Here is a 10,299-nt window from a genome sequence, read left to right as displayed (position 1 = left end):
TTCCTCCCGGGTTAGGGGGGTGGCGCCCCCACCCCTGAACCGCGCGGGGGCCCCCCCCCCCGTGGGGGGGGGGCCCCCGTTTCCCCCCCCGGCGGGGGGGGGGGGGGCCCCGGGGCCCCCCCGCCTCCAGTCGATCCGCCGTCACGTCTCGAGCACGTGGGCCGGCCTGCTCAGTCCTGACGGTTGATCTGGCCGAGCCAGCGTCCGAAGGACGGCTTGCGGTCGTCGTGCAGGACCGAGACGGTGCTCGTCGGCAGGCAGGTGCGCTCGTCGTCGAGGCCGGTGCTCTTGTGGAGGTCGTGGGCCATGGTGTACTCCTTCGCGTTCGGTGATGAGTTCGACACCGGCGGGCCGCCGGGCATTCCCAGGGGTCAGGGCGTGACCATGCCGCCGTTGACGTTGAGCGTCTCGCCGACGACGTAGCTCGACTCCTGCGACGCGAGGAACACGTAGGCGGGGGCGAGTTCGGCGGGCTGCGCCGCGCGTCCCATCGGCGACTCGCTCGACCCGAAGTCCGGCAGGGACTCGGGGTCGACGCCGCCGCTCGGCTGCAGAACGGTCCAGGTCGGCCCCGGTGCCACGACGTTCACCCGGATGCCGCGTTCGACGAGAGCCTGCGAGAGCCCCTTCGACAGGTTGTTGATCGCACCCTTGGACGCGGCGTAGTCGAGCCGGTCGGGTGCGGGCTGGTACGCCTCCATCGACGCGGTCGTCGTGATCGTCGACCCGGGGTGCAGGTGGGGGAGCGCGGCGCGCACGAGCCGGAAGAGCCCGAAGACGTTGACGTCGAAGGTCGCCTCGAACTGCTCGTCGGTGAGGTCCTCGACGTTCGGCTGCCAGCGCTGCTTCCCGGCGACGCTGACGAGGGTGTCGAGGCCGCCGAGCCCCTCAACGGCCTGGTCGACGAGGGTCTTCGCGTACGCACGGTCGCGGAGGTCGCCCGGGATCGGCACCGCGGTGCGACCAGCGGCCCGGATCTGCTCGATCACGTGGTCGGCGTCGGACTGCTCCTCGGGCAGGTAGGCGAGCACGACGTCCGCGCCCTCGCGTGCGAAGGCGATCGCGACGGCGGCGCCGATGCCGGAGTCCGCGCCGGTGATCAGGGCCTTCCGGCCGGCCAGCCGACCGGTTCCGCGGTAGGTCTCCTCGCCGAGGTCGGGGATCGGTCGCATCTCGGACTGGAGGCCCGGCTCGGCCTGCGTCTGCGGCTCCGGTCGGACGTCGGGGTAGCGGGTGCGCGGGTTGGTGGCTTCGTACTGGTCGCGGGGTGCGCTCATCGGGTGCTCCTGTGGTGCGTTCGTGGTCCCTCCCACCGAACAGGGTGCGGTCTGGGATCACCTGCAGGAGTGCGGAGTTCGGTCAGTGGCATGAGCGACGACGAACAGCAGACCCGCGAGGACTTCGACGACGCGGTGAACATGACCGCCTCGGAGCTCCGCGCCTGGCTCGACACGGACGAGTCGAAGCAGGTGGGACAGAAGCCGTCGGGCGGCGGCGAGTCGACCGGGCACGAGAGCGGACGCCACATCATCCGGATCCTCGACAAGAAGCAGGCCGACTACACCGACGACGACTACGCCCACATGCGCAAGGTCGTGGGGTACGTCGCCCGGCACGCGAAGCAGCGGCCGGGCGGCGACGTGCACGACACCCCGTGGCGGTGGTCCCTCATGAACTGGGGCAACGACCCCGAGAAGCGCTGACGGCGCCGCGCGTACCCTGCGGGCCATGCCGAACCAACTCAAGAAGCCGGACATGTACGACGAACTCCGCAAGGAGGGCAACTCGAAGGAGAAGGCCGCCCGCATCAGCAACGCCGCCGCGGCCCGTGGCAAGGAGGCCGTGGGCCGGAAGGGCGGCGAGTCCGGGTCGTACGACGACTGGACCGTCGCGGACCTCCGGAAGCGCGCGAAGGAGCTCGGTCTGACCGGCTACTCGTCGAAGCGGAAGTCCGAGCTCATCGAAGCGCTCCGGGACCACTGACCGCATCGGGCAGAATGGTGTCCGTGAACGAGACGGGCATGCCGCGCTTCCGACGGATCTGGTCGACGGTGCAGGTCGGTGTGCTCGCCGTGGCCGTCGTGTTCTGCATCGTGATGCTCGTGATCGGCCAGGGCAAGCTCGACCGGGTCTACGCCGTCGCGGCGGTCTTCTTCGGGCTCGCGCTCGTCGGGCACAGCACGTACCTGTGGCTCGTCGCCCGGAACGCCCGCGGCCGCCCCTGACGACCAGGCCGCCCCGGACGCCCCGTGTCAGCCGAACCGCACGGCGATCGGGACGAGCAGCCCCGCCACCCACACGAGCACCAAGAGCAGCGCGCCGACCGCGATGAAGCGTCTGCGTCGGCGGAGCTTCGGACTCCGCTCCTCGCCCCACATCTGTGCGTGGACGAGCACGCGGTTCGCCTGCTCGACGACCTTCCGGACCTCGGGATCCTCGAGTTCCAGCACGCCGTCGCGGGCGTGCTGGGCGATCACGGTCGCCTCGTCGACGGTGAGGTCGTCCTTGCGCATGTCCCCATCGTGACACCCGGCGGGCGTCGGCGCACCCCGCGGCGCGGGACCCGGACCCCGGGGTACGCCCGCCTGTGCCGGCCACGAGCACCGACCGCGTAGCAACGAGGACATGGCACATCGGTTCCGCGGGAAGATCGTCGTCGTCACCGGAGCATCGAGCGGCATCGGGAGGGCCGCTGCGCACGAGTTCGCTCGACAGGGCGCGACCCTGGTGCTCGCCGCGCGCAGCCACGACAGTCTCGAGGCCGCCGCGGCGGAGTGCCGGAAGCTCGGCGCCGAGGCGATCGCGATCCCCACCGACGTCGCCGACGAGCACCAGGTCGCGGACCTGATCGGGACGGTGACGAGCCGCTTCGGCCGCATCGACGTGTTCGTCGGCAACGCAGCCCTCTTCGTCTACGGCCTGTTCGAGCAGACGCCGACGGAGGCGTTCAAGCGCGTCGTCGACACGAACCTCTACGGGCACCTCAACGCCGTCACGCACCTGCTCCCGCACTGGAAGCAGCGCGGGAGGGGCACCTACGTGCTCGTCGGGTCGATCCAGTCCCTGCTCTCGGCGCCGTACCAGTCGGCGTACGTGACGAGCAAGCACGCGGCACTCGGGCTGGTCGACGTGCTCGGCGACGAGTTCGCCCACACCGGGATCCGGTTCACGACGCTGCTGCCGTCGACGATCGACACCCCGATCTACCAGAACGGCGCCAACTACACCGGGAAGAAGTCCCACCCGCTGCCGCCGACGGTGTCGGTCGGACGGGCCGGGCGTGCCGTGGTCCGAGCGGCGCTGCACCCGAAGCGCTACCGCTACGTCGGCCGTGTCCAGGCGTCCCTCGTGCCGTTGCAGTACGTGTTCCCCGGGCTGTTCCACAAGCTCACGAAGCCGATGGTGGAGACGTTCGCGCTCCGCGGCACCGGCGCTCCGACCGACGGCAACCTCTACAGTCCCGCCGACGCGGGCAACGCCACCGACGGCGGCTGGGTCGCGAAGCGACGGCGCGTCACGCGCCCGCTCCTGGTCATCGGGGCGGTCGCCGCGGTGGCGGGCGTCGCCCTGGGCCGACGCCGCTGACGGACTGGAGGCGCGTGGCGGCCGGGCACCGTGCCTCCAGTCCGCAGTGTGCGGGGTTCCGCACTCCGCGAGAATGGGTCCGCCATGCCACGACCCACCACACGCATCCCGCTCAACACCCTCGCAGTGCCGTTCGGCCTCGCCGGGTTCGCCGAGACCTGGTCGTACTCGGCCCCCGTGCTGCACCTGCCGGCGTTCCTGCCGCAGGTCTTCTGGGTGATCGCCGCCGTCGCCTGGCTCTGGATGCTCGGCGCACACGTCGTCCGAGGCATCCGGGTGCGCGCGCACGAACGGCTCGTCGACCAGCTCCGGCACCCGGCGCAGGGTCCGCTCGCGGCACTCGTCCCGGCGACGGCGATGCTGCTCGGTGTCGACCTCGCGCACGTCTGGCCCGTCGGTGGGCAGGTCCTCGTGCTCCTCGCCGTGGCGGTGGCGGCCGGGTTCGCCGCGTGGCTGCTGAGCACGTGGTTCGAGGGGCGGCTCGCGCTCGAGTCGGTGCACGGCGGCTACCTGTTGCCGACGGTGGCCGCGGCGCTGGTCGGCTCGGTGGCGACGCACGAGGTCGGCGCGACCTGGCTGTCCTGGGCCTGCTTCGGCGTCGGCGTGTTCTTCTGGGGCGTGATGACCGGTCTGCTGCTGCTCCGGCTGTGCTTCCGGCCCGAGCTGCCCGGTCCGCTGGTGCCGACGATGGCGATCCTCGTCGCACCGCCGGCCGTGGCCACGGTGTCGGTGTTCGCGTTGACGGACGACGTGGTGACGCTGCCGGTGCAGGCGATCGCGGGGCTCGGTGCCCTGCTGTTCCTCGTGCAGCTCGCGCTGCTGCCGCGGTACGTGCGCCTGTCGTTCTCGCTCGGGTTCTGGTCGTTCGTGTTCCCGGCCGCGGCGGTCGCGACGGCCGCGATCGAGTGGCTGCGGGTGCTCGACCCGTCGTGGGCGTGGATCCCGGTCGTCGCGGTGCTCGCGCTGCTGTGCGCGCTCGTCGCGGTCGTCGGGGCGCGGTCGATCGGGTTGGCGGCGCACCACCTGCTCCGACAGGCCGAGGACGTCCTGCAGGCCGCCGACGACCAGGACGCGGAGCCCGGCCCCGTGACGGGGGCGACGCGGGTGGTCTGAACGCGACGACGGACGGGAGGCACGGTGCGCGTCGGACGCGCACCGTGCCTCCCGTCCGTTGGTCGCCTGCAGGGCCCCACTCAGGGCGCCGTGCAGGGCGCGGTGGTCAGGCCGAGACGGCCTGCTCGGCCGTCAGCACCGGCGCGATCGTGCCGGTGCGTGCACCCTCGTAGGCCGCCAGGATCATGCCGAGCACCGCGATGCCCTCGCGCTCGGTGTGGATGGGCCGCGTGCCGTCCCGGAGGCAGACGCCGAAGGCCTCGATCTCGGCGGCGAAGGTGTCGACCTCGTCGAAGGTGACCGTCTCGCTCGTGCCGTCGCGCAGGTCCCACCGCAGGGTCGTGCCGTCGCTCGTGAGGGCGCCGAGCTCTCCCACCGCACTGAAGCGCTCGGTGCCGGCGGCCGGCTCGTAGGCCCAGCTGGTGACGAGCTGCCCGACCGCACCGTTGTCGAAGCGGAACAGCGCCTGCGCGGAGTCCTCGCCCTCCATGAACTTCAGGCGGTGGGTGGAGAGCAATGCCGTGGCCTGCGTCGGCACACCGCCGGCGAGGTGCATGAGCAGGTAGCTCGGGTGGTAGCCGGTGTCGATGAGCTCGCCGCCACCGCTCTGCGACGCGTGGGCGCGCCAACCCATGTTCGACGGGTCGAACTCGTTGCGGAACGAGTCCGTGGTGCGGACCTCGTACACGGTGCCGAGCGCGCCCTCGTCGAGGAGCTGCTTGGCCTTCGCGACCGCCGGCATGAACAGCTGGTTGTGGGCGCACATGAGGGTGACGCCGGCCTCGGACACGGCGGCCTGCACGTCACGGGCCTCGTCCGGGCTCAGGCAGAGCGGCTTCTCGCAGAGGACGTGCTTGCCGGCGCGTGCCGCGGCCACGATCGCGTCGCGGTGCAGGTGGTGCGGCAGGCAGATGTCGACGGCGTCGACGTCGGCGCGTTCGAGCATCTCGACGTAGTCCGTGAAGAACGGCACACCGAGCTCGGCGCCGCGACCCTCGGCGGTCGCGGGGACGGCGTCGGCCACCGCGGCGATGCGGATGAGGTCCGGGTGCTGGGCGTAGCCGGCGATGTGGGCGGAGGCGATGCCGCCGCCGCCGATGAGGCCGACGCGGATGGGGGCAGTGGGCATGGTTGGTACTCCTGGCTCTGGTCGTGCTGGTGTTCGTGGTGCTGCTGGTGTCCGTGGTCCCGCCGGTCAGGCGGGGACCGGCACCCGGGCGGCATGGCGGGCGGCCTGGTTGGCGGCCACGACGAGTCGGGTGAGTTCGACGGCGCGGGCGAGGTTGTCGTCCGCGCGCGTCCCGGTGGTGATGTGGTCCACCCACTGGCCGAACGCGTCCTGGGCGTCCTCCGGGACCGGGAGGCTGACCGGCCTGTCGCCGTAGGCCGCGCCACCGGCGGTGAGGACCCCCTGCTGGTCGGAGTAGGCGAGCCAGCCGGCGGTCCCGGCGACGTCGATGGTGAACGGGGTGCCGGCGACGAAGCCGGCCTCGATCACGCCGATGGCCTGCGAGGGGTAGCCGACGGTGACGACGGCGTGGTCCTCCACGGCGCGGCCGGTGACCGAGCGGTAGACGGCGTCCACGGTGTCCGGGCGGGCGCCGAGGAACAGCTGCGTCAGGTACACGGGGTGGCAGCCGAGGTCGGTGAGTGCCCCGCCGATCGCGGTCTGCGGGTCGAAGAAGCGCTCGGGTAGCCACGGTGCGATCGCGCCGTCGTGGGACAACCGGACGCGGGCGTAGTCGACGTCGCCGAGGCGCCCCTCGTCGATCTCGCGGCGGATCGCGGCCGTGTAGCCGTGGTACAGCCGGGGGAGCGAGACGATGAGCTTGACGCCGGCGGCGTCGCACGCGGCGATGATCTCCTCGCACTCCTCGACGGTGGGGGCGAGGAGCTTCTCGGTGAAGACGTGCTTGCCGGCGCGCGCTGCACGCGTGATGACGTCGCGGTGCACGTCGGTGGAGGTGGTGATCGTGACCGCGTCGACGTCGTCGCGGGCGAGGAGCGCGTCGAGGTCGTCGGTGAACTCGACGCCGAAGCGCTCGGCGCCCTCGCGGCCGCGTTCGACGTCGTCGTCCCAGACGGCGACGAGCTCGGTGCCGGGGTGCTCCACGGCCTGGCGGGCGTAGTCACCGGCGTGGACGTGCCAGAAGCCGAGGACGGCAACGCGGATGGGGGTGGCGGGCACGGTGGTGGTCCTTTCGTCGTGGCCCGGATCAGATCCGGACCTTGTCGTAGTCCTTGGGGAGCTTGAACGGGGAGTAGGTCTGCATCATCGGGTCGACACGGTTCTGCGCCCGTTCGACGGCCTCCTGCGGGCTCGCCGTGCCGAGCAGCACGCTCGACCGGGCGTCTGCGAGGGAGTCCCACCACGCGCCGCCGACGGGCAGCGGGGGACGGCAGGTGGATGCGCCGATCGACTCGACGAAGAACCGGATCGACTTCGCGGAGCCCTTCGGGTCCTCGAGTGCGGAGAGGTTCGTGGGCACGCTCGTGGCGGGCACCATGTAGGTCTCCTGGCCACGCTTGCTCGTGAAGTACTTCATGAGCTCCCACACGGCCTTGTTCTTCTTCGACCCCTTCGGCAGGCAGAGCGCGAACCCGCCGGACCACGTGTACTTGTCGTCGCCGGCCTGCTGCGTCGGTAGGTAGGCGGTGCCCCAGTCGAGGTCCTTCGGGCCGTAGTTGTCGAACGTCTGGATCGTCGACGGCACGCTCACCATGAACGCCATCCGGTCGGCCATGAACGCGGTCTGCCCCGGCGGGTGCCCCGTCGGCTCGTACGTGGCGATGAAGGTGTCGGCGTCCTTGTAGCCGTACCGCTTCGCCCAGTCCTCGTAGAAGTCGAAGATCCCGCGGACGCTCTTCGAGTCCATCGTCATCCGGGAGTCCTGCTGGTCGAAGTACGACGCCCCGAGACCCAGCCCCCAGGTGAACGGCCACCCCTCGCCGTACCAGGGGAGGAGCCCCATGTGGGTGTAGTTCCCACCGGACTTCTTCGTGATGCGCTCGCTGACCTCCCACACCCGGTCGAACGTCGCCGGGCCGTTGTGCTCCCAGTCGAACTCGTCCGGGTCGACCCCGGCGCCCTTGAGCATCTTCCGGTTCACGAACATCCCGCGGCAGTCGGTGTCGTGCGGGAGCCCGTACGTCTTGCCCTCGTACGTCACCTCGCCGACGGCGAACCCGAGCCACTGCGCCAGGAACTCGTCCTTCGGCTGGTCCTCGAACTCCTCGATGAGGTCGTCGATCGGCTCGATCAACCCGATCGCCGCGTACTGCGCCGCACTGAACCGGTCGAGCAGCCACAGGTCAGGGGCCGTCCCGCCGCGCACTGCCGTGATGATGCTCGTCGCGTCACCGGTGCCCTGCGACGGCACCACGTTCACCTTGACGTCGATGTCCGGGTGGAGCGCCTTGAACTGGTTGATGACCTTCGTCTGGAACGGTACGAACGTGCCCGTGACGCCCCAGATCGTGACCTGGTTCGGGTTGCTCCGGGCGCTGGACCCCGTGGCGCACGAGGCCGCGAGGAGTGCGAGCGCACCCGCGCCACCGGTCGCGGCGGCACCGCGCAGGAACGTCCGTCGGTCGAATGCGCTGCTCATTTGAAGCTCCCGATCTGGACGCCCTTGATGAACGTCCGCTGGAACACGAAGAACAGGACCACGAGCGGCAGGATGATGAGCACCGAAGCCGCCATCAGCTGGTTGAACTGGAAGTCCTGCGAGTTGTTCAGGCGGAACACCTGCAGACCGATCGACAGGGTCTGCACGTTCTGGTCCTGCAGGTAGATGAGCGGGCCGAGGAAGTCGTTCCAGGCCCCGACCGCCGCGAAGATCCCGACCGTGACGAGCGCCGCCCGCGCCTGCGGGAACACGATCCGCCACAGGATGCCCCACTCCGACGCACCGTCCATCCGCGCCGCGTTCAGCAGGTCCTTCGGGATCTGCAGCAGGAACTGCCGCAGCAGGAAGACGTAGAACGCCGACCCGAACAGACTCGGCACGATCAGCGGCAGGAACGTGTTGATCCACCCGAGCCGTGCGTACAGGTCGAACATCGGGATCAGGGTCACCGGGAACGGGATGAACAGCGTCGCCAGGACGACGTAGAACAGGCGGTCTCGTCCGCGCCACTCCAGGCACGCGAACCCGTACGCGATCACGAGGTTCGACACCATCGAGAACACCGTCACGCAGACCGTGATGATGAGCGTGTTCCGGAAGAACGTGAAGAACGGCATCGCGTTCACGGCGTCGGCGAAGTTCGACCAGTCCAGCCACTGCGGGAACCAGGTGGGCGGGAAGGCGCCGAGCTCGGAGTTGCCCTTCAGCGCGGAGATGACCATCCAGTAGATGGGCACCAGGAACAGCAGGCTCATCACGATGAGCACCACGCGGGCGAGGACCGACGACCACGGCGAACGGATCGAGCCGTCGGCGTTGCGGGAGCGCTCGCCGCGGCGGCCCTTCGGGTTGACCGTCTCGACGCTCGCGGTGACGGTGGGCGAGGACTTGGTGTGCAGGCTCATCGGGTCACTCTCCGGTCACGTCGTAGTTCACGAACCGCTTCGACAGCCAGTACACGAGCCCCGAGAGGAGCATGCCGGCCAGGAACAGCAGGACGGCCATCGCGCTCGCGAACCCGAGCTGCGCGTAGCTGAACGCGTTCTTGTAGAGGTAGAGCATGTAGAACAACGTCCCGTTGTCCGGACTGCCGAGGCCGCCCGTGCCGGACGAGATCACGTACGCCTCGGTGAAGACCTGCAGGCCGTTGCTGATGCCCGTGATCAGGTTGAACAGGATGACCGGGGACAGCAGCGGAAGAGTCAGGGCGAAGAACTGCCGCACCGGGCCGGCACCGTCGACGCGGGCAGCCTCGTACAGGGTCTTCGGGATCCCGCGGAGTCCGGCGAGGAAGATCAGCGCCGCGTTGCCGGCACCCATCTGCGCCAGCGCGACGATGACGAGCTTCGCGGTCGTCGGGTCGCCGAGCAGGTTCGTCGCCGGGATGCCGACGAGCTTCATGACCTGGTTCACGATGCCGGTCTGCGGGTTGACGAGCACCACGAAGATGAACGCCAGCGCGAACGTCGGGATGAGCGACGGGATGTACAGCGCCGTGCGGTACCAGCCGATCTCGCGGACGTCCTGGTTCATCGCCATCGCGATCACGATGGCGACGACGATCCCGACCGGGACCGCGATCACCGCGAAGAACAGGGTGTTGCCGACCGCGGTGTGGACCAGGGGGTCGATGAACGCCGCGACGTAGTTGCCGAACCCGACCCACGTCGCACCGTTCATGCCCGAGTACCGCGTCAGGCTGATCGCGAACGAGTACACCAGCGGGTAGCCGATGAACACGAGGACGCCGATGATCCACGGGGAGATGAACGCGAGACCGACCCGGAGCCGACGCTTCTCGGCGACCGTCCACGGGTGTTTCTCACGGGGGCGTCGACGGGGTCTCGGGACCGCGGCGTCGCGTTCCCGGACGGGCGGTGGAGCTGCGGTACCGGATCGTGTCGTCGTCGTCACGAGCGTCCCTTCGTCGTGGTCACACCGGTGTGGCCGTACGATTCAATCAAATTGATTG

Annotated in this window: 13 protein-coding genes; 5 read left to right on the top strand and 8 right to left on the bottom strand. The window is 70.1% G+C overall.

Annotated elements, in window-relative coordinates; translation table 11 throughout:
- Positions 1–170: 170 nt before the first annotated feature.
- Positions 171–308 (bottom strand): hypothetical protein, encoded by a 138-nt coding sequence (locus tag ABIC61_RS14785; RefSeq protein ID WP_354030534.1) that lies wholly within the window; start codon positions 306–308, stop codon positions 171–173.
- A 63-nt stretch (positions 309–371) separates the two neighbouring features.
- Positions 372–1,277: an SDR family oxidoreductase gene (locus tag ABIC61_RS14780; protein ID WP_354030533.1), complete on the bottom strand. Its 906-nt coding sequence runs from the start codon at positions 1,275–1,277 to the stop codon at positions 372–374.
- A 90-nt stretch (positions 1,278–1,367) separates the two neighbouring features.
- Here ABIC61_RS14780 and ABIC61_RS14775 point away from each other — a divergent pair, with 90 nt between their 5' ends.
- The 3 genes from ABIC61_RS14775 to ABIC61_RS14765 are packed head-to-tail and all read left to right on the top strand — an operon-like array spanning position 1,368 to position 2,225.
- Positions 1,368–1,703 carry a DUF3140 domain-containing protein gene (locus tag ABIC61_RS14775; RefSeq protein WP_354030532.1) on the top strand — a complete coding sequence of 112 codons (336 nt, stop codon included), beginning with the start codon at positions 1,368–1,370 and terminating at the stop codon, positions 1,701–1,703.
- Between the two features lie 25 nt (positions 1,704–1,728).
- Positions 1,729–1,983, top strand: a complete 255-nt coding sequence (locus ABIC61_RS14770) for a DUF7218 family protein (protein ID WP_097179352.1) — start codon at positions 1,729–1,731, stop codon at positions 1,981–1,983.
- Between the two features lie 23 nt (positions 1,984–2,006).
- A complete protein-coding gene (locus ABIC61_RS14765) occupies positions 2,007–2,225 on the top strand; it encodes a hypothetical protein (protein ID WP_144750240.1) in 219 nt (72 codons plus the stop codon).
- A 27-nt stretch (positions 2,226–2,252) separates the two neighbouring features.
- On the opposite strand, the gene ABIC61_RS14760 is transcribed toward ABIC61_RS14765, so the two are convergent.
- Positions 2,253–2,513, bottom strand: coding sequence for a hypothetical protein (locus ABIC61_RS14760; protein ID WP_354030531.1), 261 nt, complete (start codon positions 2,511–2,513; stop codon positions 2,253–2,255).
- 112 nt (positions 2,514–2,625) lie between these two features.
- Here ABIC61_RS14760 and ABIC61_RS14755 point away from each other — a divergent pair, with 112 nt between their 5' ends.
- Both ABIC61_RS14755 and ABIC61_RS14750 read left to right on the top strand, forming a co-directional pair.
- On the top strand, positions 2,626–3,585 hold the full coding sequence (locus tag ABIC61_RS14755) for an SDR family NAD(P)-dependent oxidoreductase (protein ID WP_354030530.1): 960 nt from the start codon (positions 2,626–2,628) through the stop codon (positions 3,583–3,585).
- A gap of 84 nt (positions 3,586–3,669) precedes the next feature.
- Positions 3,670–4,698: an SLAC1 family transporter gene (locus ABIC61_RS14750; RefSeq protein ID WP_354030529.1), complete on the top strand. Its 1,029-nt coding sequence runs from the start codon at positions 3,670–3,672 to the stop codon at positions 4,696–4,698.
- Positions 4,699–4,804: 106 nt separating this feature from the next.
- On the opposite strand, the gene ABIC61_RS14745 is transcribed toward ABIC61_RS14750, so the two are convergent.
- From ABIC61_RS14745 to ABIC61_RS14725, 5 genes are all read right to left on the bottom strand, one after another.
- Positions 4,805–5,827 carry a Gfo/Idh/MocA family protein gene (locus tag ABIC61_RS14745; protein ID WP_354030528.1) on the bottom strand — a complete coding sequence of 341 codons (1,023 nt, stop codon included), beginning with the start codon at positions 5,825–5,827 and terminating at the stop codon, positions 4,805–4,807.
- 66 nt (positions 5,828–5,893) lie between these two features.
- Positions 5,894–6,886, bottom strand: a complete 993-nt coding sequence (locus ABIC61_RS14740) for a Gfo/Idh/MocA family protein (protein WP_354030527.1) — start codon at positions 6,884–6,886, stop codon at positions 5,894–5,896.
- Positions 6,887–6,914: 28 nt separating this feature from the next.
- Positions 6,915–8,306, bottom strand: a complete 1,392-nt coding sequence (locus tag ABIC61_RS14735) for an ABC transporter substrate-binding protein (RefSeq protein ID WP_354030526.1) — start codon at positions 8,304–8,306, stop codon at positions 6,915–6,917.
- On the bottom strand, positions 8,303–9,232 hold the full coding sequence (locus ABIC61_RS14730) for a carbohydrate ABC transporter permease (protein WP_354030525.1): 930 nt from the start codon (positions 9,230–9,232) through the stop codon (positions 8,303–8,305). Before ABIC61_RS14730 ends, ABIC61_RS14735 begins: the two co-directional genes overlap by 4 nt.
- Before the next feature lie 4 nt (positions 9,233–9,236).
- Complete coding sequence (locus ABIC61_RS14725; protein ID WP_354030524.1) at positions 9,237–10,241, bottom strand: carbohydrate ABC transporter permease; 1,005 nt, start codon at positions 10,239–10,241, stop codon at positions 9,237–9,239.
- Positions 10,242–10,299 lie beyond the last annotated feature (58 nt).

The organism is Curtobacterium sp. 1544 (assembly GCF_040544915.1).
Lineage (GTDB): Bacteria > Actinomycetota > Actinomycetes > Actinomycetales > Microbacteriaceae > Curtobacterium > Curtobacterium pusillum_C.
Note: the sequence above shows the minus strand (reverse complement) of the source record. Positions and strands in the feature narration are given on the sequence as shown.

Bases quoted from the DNA above. Each gene is read 5' to 3' on its own strand.
- ABIC61_RS14770 (WP_097179352.1), top strand. From the start codon at position 1,729: ATGCCGAACCAACTCAAGAAGCCGGACATGTACGACGAACTCCGCAAG.
- ABIC61_RS14785 (WP_354030534.1), bottom strand. From the start codon at position 308: ATGGCCCACGACCTCCACAAGAGCACCGGCCTCGACGACGAGCGCACC.
- ABIC61_RS14735 (WP_354030526.1), bottom strand. From the start codon at position 8,306: ATGAGCAGCGCATTCGACCGACGGACGTTCCTGCGCGGTGCCGCCGCG.
- ABIC61_RS14745 (WP_354030528.1), bottom strand. From the start codon at position 5,827: ATGCCCACTGCCCCCATCCGCGTCGGCCTCATCGGCGGCGGCGGCATC.
- ABIC61_RS14775 (WP_354030532.1), top strand. From the start codon at position 1,368: ATGAGCGACGACGAACAGCAGACCCGCGAGGACTTCGACGACGCGGTG.
- ABIC61_RS14760 (WP_354030531.1), bottom strand. From the start codon at position 2,513: ATGCGCAAGGACGACCTCACCGTCGACGAGGCGACCGTGATCGCCCAG.
- ABIC61_RS14750 (WP_354030529.1), top strand. From the start codon at position 3,670: ATGCCACGACCCACCACACGCATCCCGCTCAACACCCTCGCAGTGCCG.
- ABIC61_RS14730 (WP_354030525.1), bottom strand. From the start codon at position 9,232: ATGAGCCTGCACACCAAGTCCTCGCCCACCGTCACCGCGAGCGTCGAG.
- ABIC61_RS14755 (WP_354030530.1), top strand. From the start codon at position 2,626: ATGGCACATCGGTTCCGCGGGAAGATCGTCGTCGTCACCGGAGCATCG.
- ABIC61_RS14780 (WP_354030533.1), bottom strand. From the start codon at position 1,277: ATGAGCGCACCCCGCGACCAGTACGAAGCCACCAACCCGCGCACCCGC.